This window comes from Devosia sp. (genome assembly GCF_048261455.1).
Classification (GTDB): Bacteria; Pseudomonadota; Alphaproteobacteria; order Rhizobiales; family Devosiaceae; genus Devosia_A.
This window is the reverse complement of sequence record NZ_JBLXGA010000004.1, coordinates 214,533-234,628: the sequence shown is the minus strand read 5'-3', so window position 1 is coordinate 234,628 and position 20,096 is coordinate 214,533. Positions and strand designations below refer to the sequence as shown.

Sequence of the window (20,096 nt, the reverse complement as noted above, 5' to 3'; positions counted from 1 at the left end):
ATTCTGCAGATGCTGTAATGCACCGGCGTTCACGCTGGGCAGCGGGGCTATCTGTTTTTCAGAACGCGAAATTGCCTTCCACGGGCACGTGGTCGCTGGGCTTTTCCATGCCGCGCGTGTCCTTGTGGATGACCACATTTTGCAGACGGTCCGCTGCCTGGGGGGAAAGCATGAGATGGTCGATGCGGATGCCGTCGTCGCGGCGCCAGGCTCCGGCCTGAAAATCCCAGAATGTATAAGCGGGGCCATCATTCAGGGTGCGCAGCGCGTCGGTCATGCCGAGATTGGCGAGTGTCCGGAACCGCTCAAGGCTCTCGGGTCGGAACAGGGCGTCGCCGACCCATTTTTCCGGATGCTTGGCGTCGATGGCTGCCGGAATGATGTTGAAATCGCCCAGCAGCACGAAATTTTCTTCGAGCTTCAGCCGCGCTTCGACATAGGCGTTCAGCCGGTCCATCCACCCCAATTTGTAGGGGAATTTCTCGCTGTCCACAGGGTTGCCGTTGGGCAGGTAGATGCAGCAGACGCGCACCACTCCGGTTTCGACGGAAAACACAGCTTCGATCAACCGGGACTGCTCGTCACCGTCATCGCCGGGCAAGCCGCGGGTGACTTCGTCAAAGGGGAGTTTCGACAGGATGGCGACGCCGTTCCAGCTCTTCTGACCGTGGGTCTCGACATTATAGCCCAGCGCCTCGAACTCCGAGCGCGGAAAGCCTTCGTCGACGGATTTGATTTCCTGAAGACAGACGATATCCGGCTGGTTCTGTTCCAGCCAGGCCAGCACAAGGCCCAGCCGGGCCTTTATGCCATTGATGTTCCAGGTGGCTATGCGCATGGCAGACTCCGAAGCTGCGCGACCCTAGACGCGCGGCGTATAGTCGTAAACCGCGTTGCGGATCTGCTTCGGGTAGTTGCCGATGCAGCCTTCGTAAGGCGTGTTGGTCATGGACACGATGGTGATGCCGTTTGCCGGGTCGATCGACCAGTCATGGCCATAAACACCGCCCCAGCGAATTGTGCCCACTGCCTGCGGACTATTGGCGGCTTCGGGGTCGTCCACGATGGCACCGAGAAAACCGAAGCGCTGTCCCGCATCCTGCGGTCGCAGCGGCACGGACCCGACCTGATTTTGGCCGGCGATGGCGACCGTTTCATGCCGCAAGATCGGGCTGCCGCCCTGTCGGATGGTCTCAAAGAAGTGCAACAGATCGTCGGGCGTCCCCACCGCACCGGCCCCGCCAGACTGGAATGCCTTTTCATTGAATATCCGGGACGGCGCGAACTGTGTTTCGCCGCCATCGGGCGCGATGATCACGTCCGGATCGGCCATGCGGCGCAAGCCGGGCGGGCCGTCGGCATAGGGGATCGCGAGACGCGACTCATCGGTAACTGCAAATCCGGTGTCGGCCATCTCGAGAGGATCGGTGACATAGTGGTGCAGCGCGTCGTCGAGGGTCCCGCCATGGATGGTGGCGATAATTGCGCCGAGGACGTCGATGCTGGCGCCGTATTCCCACGCGGTCCCGGGTTCAAACAGCAGCGGCTCTTCCGCGATCAGCGTCAAATTGGCCTCATGATCCAGGTCGGTCTGTTGCAGACCGACCGTGATCTCCGGATTTCGGTATGCGTAGCCGAGGCCGGAAGTGTGGCTGAGCAGGTGCCGCACCAGGATGCGGGCTTCGCTACCGTCCGGCAGCTTGGGCCGGAAATAGGGCAGGTGGTCGCTGACGGCATTGTCGAGCCCGATCAGGCGGCGGTCGACCATCGCCAGTGCAGTCGCCGCGACCAGTGGCTTGGTAACGGACGCCAGGCGAAAGATCGCATCGCGGCGCATGGGCGTTTCGGCTTCGCGGTCAAACCAGCCGGCGGCCCTGGCGTAGACAATCTCGCCGTGGTCGGCGACCAGCGTTACCGAGCCGACGATGCGCTCGTTCTCGATGGCGTCGTCGACGACGCGGTCGACCCTGCTGACGAGATCCATGGGTGTTCTCCTTCTTCGCGAAACCTCAGCTTCGGCAGATTAGTCCAGACTGGCGTAAATGGCATCGCGGACATCGGTGCGGAATTGTCCGTCCGAGCCTTCGAGGCCGGTGTTGCTCATCGACACGACGGTCAGCTCGCGATCCGGATCGATGAACCAGTTGTGGCCATATATGCCGGCCCAGCGGTTGGTTCCGATCGCTGCGGGAGACTGGGCGCGCGCCGGGTCTTTGAGCCAGGCGCCGAGATAGCTGAACTGCCAGCCGGGGCCGCTCGCATCGGTGAGTTGCGGGGTCTGGTTCTTCATCGCGAGCGCCGCCGTCTCCGGGCGCAGCACACCGTCGCCGTTCCTTAGGGCCTCGAGCAGCCACAGAATGTCGTCAGCCGTTCCGGCCGCGCCACCACCGCCGGACTGAAAAGTCTCGGGATCGAAAATCCGACCAGGGTCATAGGTTGTGGTCCCACCCCAATAGTTCGGGATGGTGTGGGGATCTCCCATCAGCTCCGGCCCATCGACGCCGTCTGCATAGGCAGCCGCCAGGCGGCTGTCATCAGCAAGGACGAAGCCTGTGTCGGCCATGCCGAGCGGCCCCGTGACGTAGCGCTTGAGCGCGTCTTCGGGACGGCCGCCGACCAGGCGGCCCGCAATATGCCCGAGGACGTCGATAGAGGGACCATAGGCCCAGCCGGTGCCCGGCGCGAACAGCAGGGGCAGAGCGCTCAGCCGTTCCATGATCGCGTCGTCACCCAGCCGCCAGCGGTTGATCCCCGCCGCCTGTTCCGCGTCGGTGAGGATCGAAGTTGTCGGCAGCCCCGAGGTGTGAGTCAGCAGGTGATGGATGGTGATCGGCGGTGCAGATCCGTCCGCCAGCCGGGGCCGGAAGCCTGGCAGGTGGTCCGTGACCGGGTCGGTCAACCCGATCCTGCCTGCGTCCACCAGCGCCAGTATCGTCGCCGCGATCAGGGGCTTGGTGACGGAAGACAGCCGGAAGATGGCGTCCTCCGTCATGGCGCGATTGGCCTCGCGATCCGCCAGGCCATGGGCGCCGCGATAGATGATTTCACCTTTGCGGGCGACCAGTACGACGCAACCGACAAGCCTGTTGTCGGCCAGAGTATTGGCGATCGTGGCATCTAGCCGGGCTGTCAGATCCATCACGAGTTACCCGGTCAGTTGTAGACGGCTCTGAGAATGTCATCACGGAACGGCCCGTTGACGCCCTCGGGGGCAACGTTGGTGCAGACCAGAATGGTCAGCTTGTTGGTGGGATCGATGACCCAGTTGTGGCCCCAAGCACCACCCCAGTCCAGTGTACCGGCCGGGGCGGGGTTATTGGCGGCCGCGGGATCGTCAAGCAGGGCGCCAAGCAGTGAGAAGCGCTTGCCGGTGTCACTCTCGCGTCGTGGCAGGTCGCCAATCTGGTTCTTGAACGTCTCGGCAACCGTCTCGGGTTTCAGATGGCCGCTGTTGCCGTTGTAGACTTCGAGCATCTTCATCACGTCATCGGCCGTGCCGCAGGAGCCACCGCCGCCCGACTGCGTGGCGTCAGCACGGAAAATCCGGTCCACGTCCCATGTGGTGGTCTGATCATTGTCCGCGGTAATGCGCGCCGGGGGCACAATGGCGGGTGTCGGCAGCTCGCCGTTGAAGTAGTTGGCGGTGACGCGGCTGGCGTCGGTGGGCGTGAAGCGCCAGTCGACCATGCCCAGGGGGCCGGCCGCATATTTGTTCACTGCGGCTTCGAGGGTGGATCCGTTGATGGCAGCGATCACGCCGCCAAGCACGTCGATGCTGGTGCCATAGGCCCAGCCGGTGCCCGGTGCGAACACCAGCGGCGCTTTGGCCAGCCGCCGCAGGTTCTCCTCCAGCGAAATGAAGGGGCCGCGCATGCCCGGCGAAACGTCATCCGGCACCGCGTCATAGGACAGGCCCGAACTGTGCGCGAACAGCTGGCGGAGGGTAATCGGGCGCACCTCGCCATCCGGGCTCGGTGGGGTAAAGTAGGGCAGGTACTTCGTCACCGGATCATCGAGCTGCAGCAGGCCCTCGTCCATCATCCTGAGCGCCGCGGTGGCCACCACCGGCTTGGTGACCGAGGCCAGTCGCCAGATGGCGTTGCGTTCGAGCTTGCGGCCGGCTTCCCGATCGGCGAATCCGGCCGTCCGGGCATAGATTTCCTTGCCATTCTGGTTGACCAGAACCACGCAGCCGACGATGCGATCGACCAGTGCGGCATTAATTGCCGCGTCCAGATTGCTCTGCAAACTCATTGAACTTCCTCCCATTATGCGGAGGACGCTACCTGTGTGCTGGCGGCTAAGGCAAGTCGCCGAAAGGCTCAGACGTCAGGCGACCGCAAAGCTCGTGCCGCAACCGCAGCCGGCAACGGCGTTGGGATTGCGGATCTGGAAGCTCTGTCCGATCAGGTCGTCGACATAGTCGATTTCCGCGCCGCCCATGAATTCGAGACTGAGCGAATCGATCAGCACTGTCGCATCGTCCTTGGCGAGCACGAGGTCGTCGGCCTTGGGCTGCTCCTGGACCAGATTGTACTCGTACTGGAAGCCCGAGCAGCCACCACCGGACACCGCGATGCGCAATACCGTGCCTTCGCCCTGCTTGCTGAGAATGCGGCCAATGCGTTTGGCCGCCCGGTCTGTCAAACTGACACTATTGGATGCTACAGCAGCTTCAGACATGATTTCCGGCCTTTCGATGCGCCTCAATACGTGGCGCTTCACCACTATCTAATATCGTCTGGTGACGATGAAAAGGGTGCGACCCCGCAACGATGAGTGAACGCGCAAGCTATGCGTCCGATCCCGCAGCGAGCCGCGGGCGACTGTACACTACACAATCGAGCCCGACACGGTCCGAATTCCAGCGGGACCGGGACCGTATCATCCATTCCACCGCATTCCGCCGGTTGCAGTACAAGACCCAGGTGTTCCTGCTGCACGAAGGTCAGCATTTTCGCACGCGGCTGACCCACACGCTGGAAGTGAGTCAGATGGCGCGCTCGATTGCGCGGGCGCTGAGGCTCGACGAGGATCTGGCCGAGGCGGTAGCACTGGCGCATGATCTCGGGCATACGCCCTTCGGCCACGCCGGGGAGCGTGCGTTGAACGAGAAGATGCGTGCCTGGGGCGGCTTCGACCACAATATGCAGGCGATCCGCGTCGTCACCCGGCTCGAGAACCGCTATGCGGAGCACGATGGGCTGAACCTGAGCTGGGAAGCCCTCGAAGGCATTCTGAAGCACAACGGTCCGTTGATCGACGCAGCCGGAGAACCGGTCGGAAAATACCGCGAAGAAGGCCTTCCCGCGGGGCTCGATGACATCCCCGCTGCGGCCGGCCTGATGGCCTCCACCCACGCGAGCCTCGAAGCGCAGGTCGCGGCGATTGCCGACGACATTGCCTACAACGCGCACGATATCGACGACGCCCTGAGGGCCGGGCTTATTGCCCTCGACGATCTCCTCGACGTGCCGCTGGTCGGTCCGCTGGTGCGTGAGGTGAAAGAGCGGTGGCCCGATATTGCGCAAAGCCGACAGGCGCATGAGGTGCAGCGGCGGCTGATCACGGTGAGCATCGAGGATGTAATCAGCGAAAGCGCAGCGGCAATTGCCACCGCAGGCGTGCGCTCGGTGGAGGATGTGCGGGCCGCCGGAGAAACGCTGATCCGCTTCTCCCCACAGGTGGCGCGGGACGAAAGGGAACTGAAGCGTTTCCTTTTCGCCCGGGTCTATCGCCATGAAACGGTGATGGCGCCGGTGCGGCGCAGCGAGGCCATCGTCGCCGAACTCTTCGACCACTACCAGGCGATCGGCGCGCTGCCGAACGACTGGGGCGTCGCGGCAAGGAGCGTGGATGGCGCGGCCAGGGCCCGCATTGTCGCCGACTTCATTGCTGGCATGACCGACCCTTATGCACTCGAGCAGCATGCTCAGCTGTTTGACGGTGGGGGCCAGTTGGGTTAGGGCCTGCGGCGCCCCGAGTGGCCCGGGCCATGTGGCTTAGACCCAAGACCTCGCAGGATTGAAATGAACGTCTTCGCGCTGTTCCAGACCCGCGTCTCCGACGCACTCGCCTCGTTGTTCCCCGCTATTGCCGAGGATGTCCTCGAGCGTATCGTGGTCGAGCCGCCGCGAGATGCTGCGCATGGCGATCTGTCGACCAACGCTGCGATGGTGGTCGCCAAGCCGCTGGGCCAGAAGCCGCGCGACGTCGCGACGGCGCTGGCGACCTATTTCGCAGACGATGCCGACGTTCTTTCCGCCGAAGTGGCGGGGCCGGGGTTCTTGAACCTGCGGCTGTCGAACGGCATCTGGCACCGGGCGCTGCGCTCGATCGCCGAGCAGGGCGATGCGTTCGGCAAGGCGGACATCGGCAAGAACGAGCGGGTCAATGTCGAGTATGTCTCGGCCAACCCGACCGGACCGATGCATGTCGGCCATACGCGCGGCGCGGTTTTCGGCGACGCGCTGGCTTCGCTGCTGGCCTATGCCGGGTTCGACGTGACCCGCGAATACTATCTGAACGACGCCGGTAGCCAGATCGATACCCTGGCCCGCTCAACGCTGCTGCGCTACCGCGAGGCGCTGGGCGAGGCGATCGAGATTCCCCCCGGTCTCTACCCCGGCGACTATCTGATCCCGGTCGGCGAGGCGCTGGCCACGGAATTCGGCGATAGTCTGAAGGACAAGCCCGAGGCCGAGGTGCTGCCCCTGGTCAAGGAGCGGGTGCTGGCCGCCATGCTGGAGCTGATCAAGGCGGACCTGGCCAAACTGAATATCCATCACGACGTCTTCTTCTCCGAGCGCACGCTGCACGGGCAGGGCAAGGAGATCGAGAACACGCTCGCATGGCTGCGGGAGCAGGGCATGGTCTATCAGGGCCGGCTGGAGCCGCCGAAAGGCAAGACGCCAGAGGACTGGGAAGACCGCGAGCAGACCCTGTTCCGCGCCACCGACTGGGGCGACGACGTCGACCGGGCGCTGGTCAAGTCGGATGGCAGCTACACCTATTTCGCCGCCGACATCGCCTATCACCGCGACAAATATCTGCGTGGCTTCAAGCACATGATCAATGTGCTCGGGGCTGACCACTCGGGTTACGTCAAGCGGCTGCAGGCTGCGGTGAAGGCTGTGTCGAAGGGCGAGGCCGAGATCGACGTGCGCATTTGCCAGCTCGTGCGGCTCATGCGGAACGGCGAGCCATTCAAGATGAGCAAGCGCTCAGGCGAAATGGTGACGCTGGCGGATGTCGTCGATGAGGTGGGCAAGGATGCCGTCCGGTTCATGCTGCTCTATCGGCGGAACGATGCGGCGATGGATTTCGACTTCGCGGCGGTCAAGGAGCAGACCCGGGATAATCCGGTCTTTTACGTCCAGTACGCCCACGCCCGCACCTGGTCGGTGTTCCGCAAGGTTGCCTCCGAGATGCCTGAGCTCGAAATAAGTGCGGGTGCCTTGGCTAGTGCCGATATTTCGCTGCTCGACAGCGAGGCTGATCTGGAGCTTATTCGGGCCGCTGCGCAATGGCCGCGGATAGTCGCGTCGGCCGCTGTCGCGCACGAACCGCACCGGATCGCCTTTTACCTTTATGAGTTGGCGGCAGCGTTCCACGGCTTCTGGGCGAAGGGTAACCAGGATGTTGCCTTACGCTTTGTTAACGCGGATCAGACAAAGCTGACAATCGCGCGTCTCGTACTTGTCGATGCAGTTCAGCAAGTTCTTGCCAATGGTTTGGGATTGCTGGGAGTGTCAGCCCCTGATGAGCTTTCATAATTCGGGCGTATTGGTGTGAAGAGTGGCCGACAACGCTCGGCGGGGGTCGTTGCGAGTCACCGTGACCACTTAGAGGGCGCTGCCGGGCAGGGCGGCGGGCACACTGCAGATGTCTGATGGACAAGAAAAATCCGATGACCTGATCGCTGAACTGGCCAAGCTTATGGCCAGCGGCGGCTCAGCGTCTGAACCGGAAACCAAGCCCGCGCCCAAGCTGGTGAGCGAGAAGGACAGTTCGGCACGTGCGCCGGTGTCGGTTCGTATCCCGGGCGGCGATGCGCCGTCCCCACAGTCAGATAGCAGTGGTGCTTCCGACGAGGACGCATCGCCATCGCCTCAGGCGCCGGAACGTCCGGCCGCAACGCAGCCGGCTGCGTCGCCAGCGCCAGCGCGACCGAGTATTCGCATTCCCGGCATGGACCAGCCGGCACCGGCAGAGCCTAACCCGGCGCAGAGCGCAACCCCTTCGGCCAAGACCAGCGCGTTCGACGAGCCTTCGCGGAATGACGAGCAGGCGGGGGCGGCTTCAGCGGCGCCGGCGCCCAAAGTGCCGTCCTTCGATTTCGGCAAGCCGCCTGCGGCGCCTTCCGTTGCGCCTGAGCCGATGAGCAATTGGCGCGAGCGGGAAACCCCAAAATCTGCGGATTTCGGTTCGCAAACGCGGCCGGCGAGCGTCCCGCAGCCTGCTGTGACGCCGAGCGTCAGTGGCGAAACACGCAGCAGCGGCGCCACGCAGAGCCAGCCGGAGCGCGTCGAGCCGTCAGTCGATCAGCAGGATAAGGCTGGCCCGTCGTCGGAGACTGGGGTCGGTTCTGAGCAGAACGATCAGGAGCCGCTGGTTGTCGGCAAGCCGCAGCCGGATGATGACAGTTTTGATTTCGACTTCGGGTTCGGTTCGTCCGAGGTGGAGGAATCTGCCGCGCAGAACGAACCCGAAGCTGCCACGGGATCTTACGAGGAAGTCGATCCGATTGCCGATCTGATTTCGGCTGAACTCGACGCCAACGAAACCGCAGAGGAGCCGGTCATCGTGCCGGGGCCGGTGCGCCAGCCTTCGCCGCAGCAAGCGCCGCGTGATATGCCCAAAGCGCCTCAGGCCCATGAGGCAGCTCCGCGCGTTCCCGGACCGAGTGCAGGCGAACCGGCGCGTGACGAGATGACTTCGGCGCCGCGTGTTGACCCGGTTGCTGCCCAGCGTCCGGGCCAGGACGCCAATCCGTCGGCCCAGGCGCCTGCTGCAGAGCGCGATCCAATGGATGAGATCGAGAGTCTCATCGGAGAAGCCGTGCGCGTCGAGCTCGCCGCGCCGGAACGGCCGGCGCGTGGGGAAGAGCCGAAAGTCTCCACGCCAGCCCCGACCCCGACTTCGACGCCCCGCGCAGTCGAACCGACACCCGCGACCCAATCCGGTGCGCCGGTCGTGCCGCCGCTGACGACTGGATTTGCGCCGCGCCGCGCCGCAATCAAGGAAAGCGAGGCCACCGTTTCGTCTGCGGAGGCTGCGATTCTGGCTGCGGCCGCGTCAGCTGGCGCCGAGGTCGACCGAAACGATAGTCGTGTGCGGGCGAACCAGGCCTATCGCCGTCCCAAGGCCAAGCCCGAACAGAAGCGCACTGCTTCCGGCGGGGCGCGCCAATATATCGGCATGGCAGTAGCGGGCACTCTGCTGCTTGCCGCCGGGCTGGGACTGTATTGGGTCTTCAATATGGGCAGTGGCCCGACCGATGCGGAAGCGCCGGTTCTGTCGGCAGATGCGACCCCGACCAAGGAAGCCCCGCCGCCTGAGGCTGAATCCGAGGCAACCAATTCTGTCGTCTTCGACGAACTCGATGGCGTCGAAACGACCGGTGAAGAGCAGCTCGTATCGCGCGATGGCAGCGAAGAGACCAGCGTTGCCGATGTCGCACGCCCGGTTGGTGACAGCGATATCGGTGATAGCGAGCTGGCCAATCGCAAGGTGCGGACCGTGACGGTGCGGCCCGATGGCACCATCGTCAGCGGCGACGACGCGCTGGCCGGCAGCGAGCCGCTGCCCGTGGATCGCCCGACCGTGCCAGAACTGCCCGGCGCTGACGTGCAACCATCGGAACTCCTGGCGTCCATCCCGGATTCAGAACCCGCGACGACAGATGTCGTCGCACCCGTAGAGCAGCCTTCGAGCGATACGGACACAGTGCTGGCGCAGCCGAGCGATCCGGCTAACATCGATCCGTCGGTGGTTGCGCCCGTGCCTATGCCGCGTCCGACAGACCGCAGCCGCCTCGCCAGCGGCACTGCGACGCCAGTGGCAAGCAACAGTGCACCGCTCAATGTCGATGCGCCCGCGACGGCGTCGGGACCTTATGTGCAACTGTCCTCCCAGCGGACGGAAGGTGACGCCCAGGCCTCGCTGCGCACGCTACAGAGCCGGCTCAACGGGTTGCTAAATGGGGCGCAGCTGCAGGTGCGGCCAGTGAACCTTGGGTCCAAGGGCGTCTGGTATCGCGTGGTCTTGCCCACCGGGTCTTTCCAGCAGGCAACGCAGGCCTGTGCGACGATCAAGGCCAACGGCTCGGATTGCGTGCCGATCAACGGTTGATCGGCAGTGCGCCTCGCTTGACGGGTCGGATGGCAGCCTTAAAGCTTGCCGCCTGGTGAAAGAGCTGGCGCGACCATGACCGATACTCCCCGCGACTGGTTCGCGGAGCCCGAGGCTTCGCGCGACGATGAGGTGCTGTACGTCGACGTGGCCGGGTACGAAGGGCCGCTCGACCTGTTGCTCGATCTGGCGCGGCGCCAGAAAGTCGATCTGGCAAAAATCTCCGTTCTGGCACTGGCCGAGCAGTATCTCGACTTCATCGAGACCGTGCGTCAGAAGCGGATCGAGGTGGCCGCCGACTATCTGGTGATGGCGGCCTGGCTGGCGTATCTCAAGAGCCGTTTGATGCTTCCCCCAGTTCCGGGTGACGAAGAACCGAGCGGCGAGATGATGGCCGCATTGCTGCAGTTCCGGCTGAAGCGGCTCGAAGCCATGCGCCATGCGTCGATGCAGTTGATGAACCGGCCGCGGCTCGGTCGCGAAATCCACGCCCGCGGCCAGCCCGAGCCCGTGGTGGTCGATCGCCTTCAGCTGTTCGAGGCGACGCTGTATGAGCTGCTGGCGGCCTATGCCAGCGGACGGTCCACCGGGCTCAGTGAAGACTACGAGCTGTTCGAGCGCAGCGTCTGGTCGCTGAAGGAGGCGCGGGACATCCTCACGCGGCTGGTCGGCGACAGCATGGACTGGGTGCCGCTCGATACCTATCTGGCGCAATTTCTCGATGTTCCGGAACTGCGCAAGACGGCGATGGCATCGACCTTTGCCTCCAGCCTTGAACTCGTGCGGCAGGGGCAACTAGAACTGCGCCAGTCGCTGACCTTCGGGCCGCTGTTGGTTCGGCGGCGCAAGGACGAAGCGCCCAAAGATACCGAATAGGATTCTGGTATGGATGACGAGCCGCTGAGCGGAGACGACGAGGTGGCGTTCGTGACGGAACGCAACCTGCGCGTGCTCGAGGCCGTGCTGTTCGCGTCGGAGGCCCCACTGTCGATCGACGAGTTGTCGCCCTATCTCGGGGAGGGCAGCAATGTCGAAAAGCTGCTCGGCCTGTTGACCGATCGCTATGCCAATCGTGGCGTCAATCTGGTGCGCCGTGGCGAGGGCTGGGCGTTTCGCACGGCAGACGACCTGTCATTCCTGCTGCGGCGCCAACAGACTGAGAATCGTCAGCTGTCGCGCGCGGCGCTGGAGACGCTTGCGATCATTGCGTATCACCAGCCGGCAACACGTGCCGAAATTGAAGAGGTGCGTGGTGTCCAAAGTGGTGGCGGCACATTCGATGTGCTGTTGCAGACGGGGTGGATCCGGATGCGCGGCCGCCGCCGGACACCGGGCCGGCCAGTGACCTATGGCACGACGGAGGCGTTTCTCGATCATTTCGGCCTGGAGAGCATCACTGACCTGCCTGGGTTCGACGAACTGAAGGGGACGGGGCTGTTGTCCAACCGCTTGCCCCCCAATTTCCAGGTGCCGCTGCCCATCGACGGGCCGCTGCGCGACGACGAAGATCCGCTCGATGCGGAAGACCATGACCAACCCGACGGGACTGACAGTTGAAAGCGCCTCTGCAATCGAATGAAGGCTGGGGCCCGCGTGGCACCGCCGGCGTCAGCTTTGCCTCTGCATTGAGCTTTGAGGGCGTCGATGTGCGCCTCGGCGGCCGCGAGGTGCTTCGACAGCTCGATCTGACACTGACCCCCGGCGAAATCGTGTGTTTGCTCGGCGAGTCGGGGTCGGGCAAATCGACGATCCTTCGGGTGGCCGCCGGCATCCAGCGTATTCACTCCGGTGTTGTGCGGATCAATGGCGAGGTGGTGTCGGGTGGCGGCGTGCATTTGCCGCCGGACAGGCGCGGTATTGGTTTGATGTTTCAGGATTTCGCGCTGTTTCCGCATATGAGCCTGTTGCAGAACGTGATGTTCGGTCTCGACCGGTTGGATCGTACGTCTGCGGTTGCGCAAGCACGGCAGGCCTTGCGACGGGTCGGGCTTGTGGACCGCGAAGATGATCATCCGCACATGCTGTCGGGCGGCCAGCAGCAGCGCCTGGCGTTGGCGCGCTCGATTGCGCCACGCCCTGGTGTGTTGATGCTGGATGAGCCGTTCTCAAGCCTCGATGCGAGGATGCGCGAAAGTGTGCGGGCCGAAACCATGGCGGTGCTGCGCGAAACCGGGGCGACGACACTGATCGTGACGCATGACCCTGAAGAGGCGATGCTGCTCGGTGATCGGGTGGCTTTGCTCCGCAAGGGACGAATCGTTCAGATCGATACGGCGACTACGGTTTATGAAAAACCGGCCGATCTCAGTGCTGCGCGGTTCTTCTCTCCATTAAGTGAAATGGCCGGCCGGGTGTCGGCGGGACGAATAGACACACCCCTCGGCAGCGTTCCAGTCGAGGGATATGCGGAAGGTGCTGCCGTGACGGTTGGCATCAGGCCGGTGGGGGTGGTGGATGTGGCGCTCGATGGGCCCGGTATTCCGGGGCGTATCGTCGCCCGGCGGGACGCAATCGGCGTAGCCCTGTGCGAAGTCCGGGTGGACGGTCTCGACGCCCCTGTACAGATTCGCAGGCCGGTCGACGCGCGGTTTTATGTCGGCTGTGACGTATTCCTGACGCTGCATCCGGAACACGTCCTTGTGTTCGCCAATGAATGAACCTATTTCTGCGTGATAGAGTAAGCGTTAGGCAAATTTCTCGGAGAAAGCCATGCACGCGCCAGGCATTTGGGGCATCATCGTTGTAGCGGTCGTCGTGATCGTGCTGTTCGGACGCGGTAAGATTTCAGGCCTCATGGGGGAAGTTGCTTCTGGCATCAAGTCCTTCCAGAAGGGGTTGAAGGACGAGGACGAGACGCCAAAGTCGTCGCCTCAGATCGACGCCAGCGCGAGCGCCGAAACGCCTCGCCAGACTGAAAAAGCTAAGGACGTCTGATCATTGCGATCTGAGGGTCGGCTCCAGGAACACTAAGATATGCTCGGCGTCGGCTGGACGGAAATGCTGGTGCTCGGGGTTCTCGCCCTGATCGTCATCGGCCCCAAGGATCTTCCCGCGGTGATGAATCGGGTCGGCAAGTTTGCCGGCCAGATTCGTCGCATGGGTTCCGAGTTCCAGCGGGAAATCAACAAGACTACGGGGCTCAACGAGATCCGTAATCTGCGGTCGTCGATCACGCAGCCGCTGAAGGCGACGACGGACGCAATCCGCAAGGAATTCAACACGGTGGGCGCCGACGGCAAGGAGAAGCCGTCGGGGGCGATCAAGCCGTCCGATCCCAACAAGGAAAGCGTCGTCGACGAGATCAAGGCGAAGGCCGGGATGTCGACCGATACGTCCGGTCCGCAAATGACGCCGACCACGAAATCGACTGATGCCACGCCGACAGCCGAGGTCAAGCCGAAGGCACCTCGAAAGTCAGGCGCCTCAGGTCGAAAGACTGCAACGGCCAAGCCCGCGAAGCAGCCTGCCGAGACGGCCAAGGCCGATGCCCCGGTCAAAGCTGCGCCCGCCAAAGCCGGGCCCACCAAGGCGACCTCGGCTCGGTCGAGTACCGCAAAGCCGCGGGCTGCGAAGTCCGCCACGGCCAAGACAGCAACTGCCAAATCTGCTCCAGCAGATGCGCCCAAGCCGGCGCCCAAGGCCCGGACCACGCGGACGGCCAAGTCGGCCGCGACAGGTGCCGATTCAGCCCCGGCGAAGGCGCCCAGGACGGGCAAGGCCGAGACCTTAACCGATACTGGCACGGCCGCGGAGCCTGCCAAGGCGCCGCGCAAGCGCGCCGCCAGCACCAAGAAGGCCTAACCCATGGCCGATCCCAACAAGACCGAGGCCGAAGAGCCGGCCGCTGCAGCCGCGCCTGCGAAGGTGGATGACACAAAGACGCCGTCGACTTCGGTTGCGGATGACGATGAAGATGAGCTTGCTGGCAGCGAGGCGCCGCTGCTCGACCACCTGATTGAGCTGCGCAAACGGCTGATCCGGTCGCTGCTAGTGCTTTTTGGCCTGTTGATCGTCTGTTTCTTTGTCGCAGAGCCGATCTTCAACATACTGGTGCAGCCGTATCGTGAGGCCGTGGCGCCGCAGCCGGTGGAACTGATTTTCACCGCGCCGCAGGAGTATTTTTTCACCCAGCTCAGCCTTGCCTTCTTCGGCGCGCTGTTCCTGGGCTTTCCCTATCTTGCGATCGAAATCTACGGCTTCATCGCGCCGGGGCTCTACAAGAAGGAGCGCCGCGCCTTCGTGCCCTATCTGATCGCGACGCCGGTGTTCTTCGTGCTCGGCGCGTGCATGGTGTATTTCGCCGTGCTGCCGCTCGCCATGCGGTTCTTCCATTCGATGGAGACCGAAGAAATCCAGATGCTGGTGAAGGTCAGCGAATATCTGGGGCTGGCCATGACGTTGATCATCGCGTTTGGCATCTGTTTCCAGCTGCCGGTGGTGCTGACGCTTCTGGCGCGGATCGAGCTCGTCAACTCGGACATGCTCAAGAAGGGCCGGCGCTACGCCATCGTCGGCATCTTGCTGTTCGCTGCCTTCATCACGCCGCCCGATCCGATCTCGCAGATCGGCTTGGCGCTGCCAATGTATCTGCTTTACGAGCTCGCGATCCTCTCCGTGCGCTGGGTCGAAAAGCAGCGCAAGGCAGCCGAGTCTGCCGCCGAAACGGCGGAGTAGGGTCAGGATCCGACAGGATTTCTCGGCCCACTCCTGACGCGGAGTGGGCAGGCGCCTCTTGCACTCCCGTCATGATCCGGTAAACCGAGGCGCTTCTCACGCAGGTGCCTCATGCTCGACATCAACTGGATCAAAGCCAATCCCGAAGCCTTCGATCAGGCGCTGGCCGCGCGCGGCAAGCCGCCGTTCTCGGCATCCGAACTGATTGCTCTCGACGAGGCGCGCCGTTCCGCGATTGCAATCGTCGAGACGGCGCAAGCGCAGCGCAATGCGCAATCCAAATTGATCGGGCAGGCCAAGGCGCAAAAAGACGAGGCGAAGGCTCAGGCATTGATGGCCGAAGTCGCCGAGCTCAAGGACACCATCCAGTCCGGGGAGGCGAAGCGTCGCGAAGCGGAAGAGGCGCTGCGCGCGGCATTGCTCGCCACGCCCAATCTGCCGCTGGCGGAGGTGCCGGTCGGAGCGGATGAAAGTGACAATGTCGAATATTTCGGGCCCAACGGGTCGCCCGAGACAGCGTCCAAGGTTCGCCCCGCCAAGCCGAGCTTCGCGTTCGCACCGAAGGAGCACTACGAGACTGGCGAGGCCATGGGAGGCATGGACTTCGAGATCGCGGCCAAGCTCTCGGGCAGCCGGTTCGTGGTGCTGAAGAGCGAAGTCGCCCGGCTGGAACGCGCCATCGGACAGTTCATGCTCGATCTGCATGTCGATGCGCACGGCTACACGGAGGTCCAGCCGCCGCTGCTGGTGCGTGACGAGGCGCTGTTCGGCACTGGCCAATTGCCGAAGTTTCGGGAGGACCAGTTCGCAGCGATCAAGAACATCATCGCCTATGACGAGGGTGAGAAGGATCAGATGTGGCTGATCCCCACCGCCGAGGTGCCGCTGACCAATCTGGTCCGTGAGTCGATCCTCAGTGGGGACGAGCTGCCGCTGCGTTTCACGGCGCTCACCCCGTGCTTCCGCTCGGAGGCCGGATCGGCCGGCCGCGATACGCGGGGCATGCTGCGGCAGCACCAGTTCAACAAGGTCGAAATGGTGGCGATCACCACCCCCGACAGGTCCGATGAAGAGCATGAGAAGATGCTCGCCGATGCCGAGGACGTGCTGAACAAACTGGGCATCCACTATCGCGTCATGACGCTGTGTACCGGCGATATGGGTTTCGGTGCGCAGAAGACCTATGACATCGAAGCCTGGTTGCCGGGACAGGACGCCTATCGTGAGATCTCATCGGTGTCGGTTTGTGGTGATTTCCAGGCGCGCCGCATGGAGGCCCGCTATCGCGACGCCGAGGGTACGGTACGCCACGTCCATACGCTCAACGGTTCGGGCGTCGCGGTCGGCCGTGCGCTGATCGCGGTGATGGAGAACTATCAGCAAGAAGATGGCTCCGTCGCTATCCCCGACGTGCTGCAGCCCTACATGAAAGGGCTGACGTCGATCGGCGGACGCTCGTGAGGATCCTCATCACCAATGATGATGGCGTCGATGCCCCGGGCATGACGGTGATGCGCGAGATCGCAGCGACGCTGAGCGATGATGTCTGGGTTGTGGCGCCGGATGGCAATCAATCCGGGGCAGGGCACCGCTTCAGCTTTGGGCGCGAGCTCAGCATGGAAGAGCGGGAGCCCAAGGTGTACGCGGTGCATGGTGGTTCGCCAGCCGATTGCGTGGCGGTCGGCTTTACCCACTTGTGCAAGGACCATACGCCGGATGTGGTGCTGAGCGGCATCAACAACGGGCAGAACCTGGGCGATATTTCCAACTGTTCGGGAACGGTGGCTGGTGCGCGCCAGGCCGCCATGTATGGCGTTTTGGGAATAGCGGTTAGCCAGTCTGTCGATTATGCCGCCGGTGGGCCGCTGGACTGGGCCAACTCGCGCCGTCACGGCGCCGGCGTCATTTCCGAACTGATCGCGAAGGCGCAGGGCGAAGGCGTCTATTACAACGTGAACATCCCGTTCGGTGATGAAGTGACTGGTATCCGGGTGGTGCCGGCGCAGCGGTTCGCCCGGTCGCCCATCGCGTATTACCCCAGCGACAACGCGGGCAAATTTTTCATCACCATCCTCGGAACGCCGTCCCCACTCGACCCGCAGCAGGATTTTCACCAGTTGCTGCACGAGCGCGCCGTCACGGTGACCCCGCTGCAATTGCAGCAGACAGACGCGGCTGTTGCGGCGGCGCTCGACGGGAAACTGCAGCTCTAGCCCGCCGGTCTTCGCGGTAACCCTAAGAAGGCCTGAATCCGGATTCGCGATTCGCGCGGAAATTCCATCGCATTTAAGTCAGTCTTTACCTTAACGGCCTAACTTCAGCTCCATTGAGTACCTGCGTACGAGTGGACTGATGAGTAACCGCATTTCCGGTAAGGCGCTGAAGACCGCTGCAATTGTGGGGATGCTGACCTCTGCGACCGCACTTTCAGGGTGTAGTTCGTTGAGCAGCCTCGGATTGGATCGGACCCCCACGGGTTCGGTTGGATCGCCTGCACAAATGAGTGGCGCGTCGACAATGCCGAGGACGCTTTCGGCGCCCAATTCGACCACTGATGTGGCGACTGGTCCGTTCATTCCCCCCAACGACATTGGTGGCGGTCGCGGTGCACCCGTGATCGGAGCCAATCCATCGGCTGGCCAGCCGCTGGGCTCAGTTTCGACTCAAGACTTGCCTGTGCTCACTTCATCAGCCGCAAATGGAAACACCCAAATGATGCCCGCAGCCCAGCCCCAGAGTTCGGTTCCGACGCCTGCCATCGTTGCCACTCAGGGCGGTGGCTCGGCGCCGGTATCGGTACCATCAGACGCCTATGTGCATGTGATCGAGAGTGGCGAGTCGCTGTACACGATCGCACGGCGCTACAATGTGACGGCGCAGGCGATCGTTGCGGCCAACGGCTTCTCGTCGCCTGACAAGATCTATGTCGGCCAGAAGATCATCATCCCGGGCCGGGCCGACCTGCTTGCGAACATGGCTCCGGCCAAACCGACAGGCACGGTGGTGCCGCAGACGCGTCCGACCACTCAGGTGGCCGCTGCCAGCCCGCAACCTTCGACACCCGTCGCCCAGCCGGCCGCGCCGGCCGCCAAGCCGGCGCCGAAGCCAGTGCTCGAGGCCAAGACCTCCGATCCCGGTCCGCTGGTTCAGCCGAGCAAGGAACCGACGCTGTCGGGCGCCGACAAGTTCCGCTGGCCGATCTCGGGCCGCGTCATCACCGATTTCGCCAATTCGAAAGCCACTGGCATCAATATCGAAGCACCGGAAGGTGCGGTGGTCCGCGCTGCCGAGAATGGCCAGGTGATCTATGCTGGCTCCGGTGTCGCCGGCTACGGCAACCTGATCCTCATTCGCCACCCGAACGGCTTCGTGTCCGCCTATGCGCATCTCAAGGACATGAACGTGGCCAAGGGCACGGTGGTCAACCGCGGCGACAATATCGGCACCGCCGGCATGACCGGTTCGGTTTCCAAGCCGCAGTTGCACTTCGAACTGCGGAAGGGCGCAACCCCGGTCGATCCGATGCCGCTGCTCGCCAGCTAAGCCAAGGGCCTGGCAGGACATGCAAAAGGGCGGACCAATGGTCCGCCCTTAGTTTTTTCAGGCGCGAAGTCTTAGACCGATTTGCCCATTTCGCCGGCCAGAGCGCGGACGAACTGGATGGCGACCCGGCCCGACCGGGCCCCGCGCGTCATTGACCATTCGATGGCGCGGGCACGCAGGGTCTCGTCATCGACCTCGAGCCCATACTCATCGCAATAGCCGCGGATCATCGCCAGGAAGGTCGGCTGGTCGCAATTGTGGAAGCCGAGCCACAGGCCGAAGCGATCCGACAGCGACACCTTCTCATCGACCGCCTCGCCGGGTGTAATCGCGGTTGCGCGTTCGTTGTCGACCATGTCGCGCGGCATGAGGTGTCGGCGGTTCGAGGTGGCGTAGAACAGAACGTTGTCCGGACGTCCCTCGAGGCCACCATCGAGGATGGTCTTCAGCGACTTGTAGCTGGTTTCTTCCTGATCGAAGCTCAGATCATCGCAGAAGATGACGAAGCGGTGCGGCTCGCGCGCGATCAGCCGCATCAGCCGGGGCAGGGTTTCGATATCTTCGCGGGCGATTTCGATGAGGATCAGGCGACCGGCCGCAGCATCACTCTGCGCGTTGATGTGCGCATGTACGGCCTTGACGAGCGAGCTCTTGCCCATGCCGCGAGCGCCCCACAGCAGAGCATTGTTGGCGGCATGGCCCTGTGCGAACTGCAGCGTATTGTCGAGCAGGATGCGCCGCACGTCGTCGATGCCCTCCAGCAGGTCCAGCGGTACGCGAGAAACCCGATGCACCGGTTCCAGCCGATCGGCTGCGCCATCCCAGTGAAAGGCGTCGGCTGCCTTGAAGTCGGGAGCAGGGGGGGCGGGTGACGGAGCGAGGCGATCAAGCGCATCAGCAATGCGTGTCAGGGCCGCGACGATCGTCGCCGGATTGTCTTCAGTCATCGGTGGCGTGAACTCCCAGAGGATGGCCCGTTTTGCCGCAGGCCGAATGGCTTTGCAATCCTATGGTCAGGCCACTATATTCCGCGCGATTTTGCCCGGTGGGTCTGCCCAACGCCGCAAACGCGCCCTATATGGGCTAGCACGGCCACCGTCGGGCCAATAAGCCACCGAGCGAGGAGCTTCACTTTATGTTCGTTACCCCTGCCATCGCACAGGATGCAGCCGCAGCACCATCCATGGGCGCCAGTGATCTGCTGATCCAGTTTGCGCCCATCCTGCTGCTGGTCGTCATCTTCTGGTTCCTGATCTTCCGCCCGCAGCAGAAGCGGATGAAGGCGCACCAGGCCATGCTGAGTGCGATCACCCGCGGCGATACCGTGGTGACCTCGGGCGGCCTCGTGGGCAAGGTGACCAAGGCTGTCGATGGCGAAGACCTCGAAGTCGAGATCGCCCAGGGGACCCGCGTTCGCGTGACCCGTGGCGGCGTTACCGACGTGCGCTCGAAGTCAACGCCGGTCAACGACAACAAGTAACGCTGATACAGCGCGACATAATGGGCGGGTGCACGGCACCCGCCCT

At 63.4% G+C, this 20,096-nt stretch carries 19 protein-coding genes; 13 read left to right on the top strand and 6 right to left on the bottom strand.

Annotated features, from left to right (window positions below; translation table 11 throughout):
- Positions 1 to 58 precede the first annotated feature (58 nt).
- The 5 genes from xth to ACN0TK_RS06480 all read right to left on the bottom strand — a co-directional run bounded on the left by xth (position 59) and on the right by ACN0TK_RS06480 (position 4,683).
- Positions 59 to 838: an exodeoxyribonuclease III gene (gene xth / locus ACN0TK_RS06500; protein ID WP_417308657.1), complete on the bottom strand. Its 780-nt coding sequence runs from the start codon at positions 836 to 838 to the stop codon at positions 59 to 61.
- Between the two features lie 24 nt (positions 839 to 862).
- The gene (locus ACN0TK_RS06495) at positions 863 to 1,984 is read right to left on the bottom strand and encodes a serine hydrolase domain-containing protein (protein ID WP_417308656.1); all 1,122 of its coding nucleotides are present in this window, start codon (positions 1,982 to 1,984) and stop codon (positions 863 to 865) included.
- Positions 1,985 to 2,023: 39 nt separating this feature from the next.
- Positions 2,024 to 3,139, bottom strand: a complete 1,116-nt coding sequence (locus ACN0TK_RS06490) for a serine hydrolase domain-containing protein (RefSeq protein WP_417308655.1) — start codon at positions 3,137 to 3,139, stop codon at positions 2,024 to 2,026.
- Between the two features lie 14 nt (positions 3,140 to 3,153).
- Positions 3,154 to 4,254, bottom strand: coding sequence for a serine hydrolase domain-containing protein (locus ACN0TK_RS06485; RefSeq protein ID WP_417308654.1), 1,101 nt, complete (start codon positions 4,252 to 4,254; stop codon positions 3,154 to 3,156).
- Between the two features lie 75 nt (positions 4,255 to 4,329).
- On the bottom strand, positions 4,330 to 4,683 hold the full coding sequence (locus ACN0TK_RS06480) for a HesB/IscA family protein (protein ID WP_417308653.1): 354 nt from the start codon (positions 4,681 to 4,683) through the stop codon (positions 4,330 to 4,332).
- A 92-nt stretch (positions 4,684 to 4,775) separates the two neighbouring features.
- On the opposite strand from ACN0TK_RS06480, the gene ACN0TK_RS06475 reads away from it, so the two are divergent.
- The 12 genes from ACN0TK_RS06475 (at position 4,776) to ACN0TK_RS06420 (ending at position 18,570) form a co-directional block, all read left to right on the top strand.
- Positions 4,776 to 5,966 (top strand): deoxyguanosinetriphosphate triphosphohydrolase, encoded by a 1,191-nt coding sequence (locus tag ACN0TK_RS06475; protein ID WP_417308652.1) that lies wholly within the window; start codon positions 4,776 to 4,778, stop codon positions 5,964 to 5,966.
- A gap of 63 nt (positions 5,967 to 6,029) precedes the next feature.
- Positions 6,030 to 7,775, top strand: a complete 1,746-nt coding sequence (gene argS / locus ACN0TK_RS06470; protein WP_417308650.1) for an arginine--tRNA ligase — start codon at positions 6,030 to 6,032, stop codon at positions 7,773 to 7,775.
- Between the two features lie 109 nt (positions 7,776 to 7,884).
- Entirely contained in the window at positions 7,885 to 10,353 is a 2,469-nt protein-coding gene (locus ACN0TK_RS06465; RefSeq protein ID WP_417308649.1) for an SPOR domain-containing protein, read from the top strand.
- A gap of 75 nt (positions 10,354 to 10,428) precedes the next feature.
- Positions 10,429 to 11,229 carry a segregation and condensation protein A gene (locus ACN0TK_RS06460; RefSeq protein ID WP_417308648.1) on the top strand — a complete coding sequence of 267 codons (801 nt, stop codon included), beginning with the start codon at positions 10,429 to 10,431 and terminating at the stop codon, positions 11,227 to 11,229.
- Positions 11,230 to 11,238: 9 nt separating this feature from the next.
- Positions 11,239 to 11,910, top strand: coding sequence for an SMC-Scp complex subunit ScpB (scpB, locus tag ACN0TK_RS06455; protein ID WP_417308647.1), 672 nt, complete (start codon positions 11,239 to 11,241; stop codon positions 11,908 to 11,910).
- Positions 11,907 to 13,010: an ABC transporter ATP-binding protein gene (locus tag ACN0TK_RS06450; protein WP_417308646.1), complete on the top strand. Its 1,104-nt coding sequence runs from the start codon at positions 11,907 to 11,909 to the stop codon at positions 13,008 to 13,010. The genes scpB and ACN0TK_RS06450 overlap by 4 nt, the downstream gene beginning before the upstream one ends.
- 52 nt (positions 13,011 to 13,062) lie before the next feature.
- A complete protein-coding gene (gene tatA / locus ACN0TK_RS06445) occupies positions 13,063 to 13,287 on the top strand; it encodes a twin-arginine translocase TatA/TatE family subunit (protein WP_417308645.1) in 225 nt (74 codons plus the stop codon).
- A gap of 39 nt (positions 13,288 to 13,326) precedes the next feature.
- Positions 13,327 to 14,154, top strand: a complete 828-nt coding sequence (gene tatB / locus ACN0TK_RS06440) for a Sec-independent protein translocase protein TatB (protein ID WP_417308644.1) — start codon at positions 13,327 to 13,329, stop codon at positions 14,152 to 14,154.
- Between the two features lie 3 nt (positions 14,155 to 14,157).
- Entirely contained in the window at positions 14,158 to 15,027 is an 870-nt protein-coding gene (gene tatC / locus ACN0TK_RS06435; protein ID WP_417308643.1) for a twin-arginine translocase subunit TatC, read from the top strand.
- A gap of 111 nt (positions 15,028 to 15,138) precedes the next feature.
- Entirely contained in the window at positions 15,139 to 16,488 is a 1,350-nt protein-coding gene (gene serS, locus ACN0TK_RS06430) for a serine--tRNA ligase (RefSeq protein ID WP_417308642.1), read from the top strand.
- Positions 16,485 to 17,240, top strand: a complete 756-nt coding sequence (surE, locus tag ACN0TK_RS06425) for a 5'/3'-nucleotidase SurE (protein WP_417308641.1) — start codon at positions 16,485 to 16,487, stop codon at positions 17,238 to 17,240. The genes serS and surE overlap by 4 nt, the downstream gene beginning before the upstream one ends.
- 499 nt (positions 17,241 to 17,739) lie before the next feature.
- A complete protein-coding gene (locus ACN0TK_RS06420; protein WP_417308640.1) occupies positions 17,740 to 18,570 on the top strand; it encodes a peptidoglycan DD-metalloendopeptidase family protein in 831 nt (276 codons plus the stop codon).
- A 71-nt stretch (positions 18,571 to 18,641) separates the two neighbouring features.
- On the opposite strand, the gene ACN0TK_RS06415 is transcribed toward ACN0TK_RS06420, so the two are convergent.
- The gene (locus tag ACN0TK_RS06415; RefSeq protein ID WP_417308639.1) at positions 18,642 to 19,517 is read right to left on the bottom strand and encodes an ATP-binding protein; all 876 of its coding nucleotides are present in this window, start codon (positions 19,515 to 19,517) and stop codon (positions 18,642 to 18,644) included.
- Positions 19,518 to 19,705: 188 nt separating this feature from the next.
- On the opposite strand from ACN0TK_RS06415, the gene yajC reads away from it, so the two are divergent.
- Positions 19,706 to 20,050, top strand: coding sequence for a preprotein translocase subunit YajC (gene yajC / locus ACN0TK_RS06410; protein ID WP_417308638.1), 345 nt, complete (start codon positions 19,706 to 19,708; stop codon positions 20,048 to 20,050).
- Positions 20,051 to 20,096: the final 46 nt, after the last annotated feature.

What these genes read in the sequence shown, in the direction of transcription:
- ACN0TK_RS06415 (WP_417308639.1), bottom strand. Translation starts at nt 19,517, where the DNA reads ATGACTGAAGACAATCCGGCGACGATCGTCGCGGCCCTGACACGCATT.
- ACN0TK_RS06490 (WP_417308655.1), bottom strand. Translation starts at nt 3,139, where the DNA reads ATGGATCTGACAGCCCGGCTAGATGCCACGATCGCCAATACTCTGGCC.
- yajC (WP_417308638.1), top strand. Translation starts at nt 19,706, where the DNA reads ATGTTCGTTACCCCTGCCATCGCACAGGATGCAGCCGCAGCACCATCC.
- ACN0TK_RS06460 (WP_417308648.1), top strand. Translation starts at nt 10,429, where the DNA reads ATGACCGATACTCCCCGCGACTGGTTCGCGGAGCCCGAGGCTTCGCGC.
- ACN0TK_RS06475 (WP_417308652.1), top strand. Translation starts at nt 4,776, where the DNA reads ATGAGTGAACGCGCAAGCTATGCGTCCGATCCCGCAGCGAGCCGCGGG.
- tatC (WP_417308643.1), top strand. Translation starts at nt 14,158, where the DNA reads ATGGCCGATCCCAACAAGACCGAGGCCGAAGAGCCGGCCGCTGCAGCC.
- scpB (WP_417308647.1), top strand. Translation starts at nt 11,239, where the DNA reads ATGGATGACGAGCCGCTGAGCGGAGACGACGAGGTGGCGTTCGTGACG.
- ACN0TK_RS06465 (WP_417308649.1), top strand. Translation starts at nt 7,885, where the DNA reads ATGTCTGATGGACAAGAAAAATCCGATGACCTGATCGCTGAACTGGCC.
- ACN0TK_RS06420 (WP_417308640.1), top strand. Translation starts at nt 17,740, where the DNA reads ATGATGCCCGCAGCCCAGCCCCAGAGTTCGGTTCCGACGCCTGCCATC.
- argS (WP_417308650.1), top strand. Translation starts at nt 6,030, where the DNA reads ATGAACGTCTTCGCGCTGTTCCAGACCCGCGTCTCCGACGCACTCGCC.
- tatB (WP_417308644.1), top strand. Translation starts at nt 13,327, where the DNA reads ATGCTCGGCGTCGGCTGGACGGAAATGCTGGTGCTCGGGGTTCTCGCC.
- tatA (WP_417308645.1), top strand. Translation starts at nt 13,063, where the DNA reads ATGCACGCGCCAGGCATTTGGGGCATCATCGTTGTAGCGGTCGTCGTG.
- xth (WP_417308657.1), bottom strand. Translation starts at nt 838, where the DNA reads ATGCGCATAGCCACCTGGAACATCAATGGCATAAAGGCCCGGCTGGGC.
- ACN0TK_RS06495 (WP_417308656.1), bottom strand. Translation starts at nt 1,984, where the DNA reads ATGGATCTCGTCAGCAGGGTCGACCGCGTCGTCGACGACGCCATCGAG.
- ACN0TK_RS06480 (WP_417308653.1), bottom strand. Translation starts at nt 4,683, where the DNA reads ATGTCTGAAGCTGCTGTAGCATCCAATAGTGTCAGTTTGACAGACCGG.
- serS (WP_417308642.1), top strand. Translation starts at nt 15,139, where the DNA reads ATGCTCGACATCAACTGGATCAAAGCCAATCCCGAAGCCTTCGATCAG.
- ACN0TK_RS06485 (WP_417308654.1), bottom strand. Translation starts at nt 4,254, where the DNA reads ATGAGTTTGCAGAGCAATCTGGACGCGGCAATTAATGCCGCACTGGTC.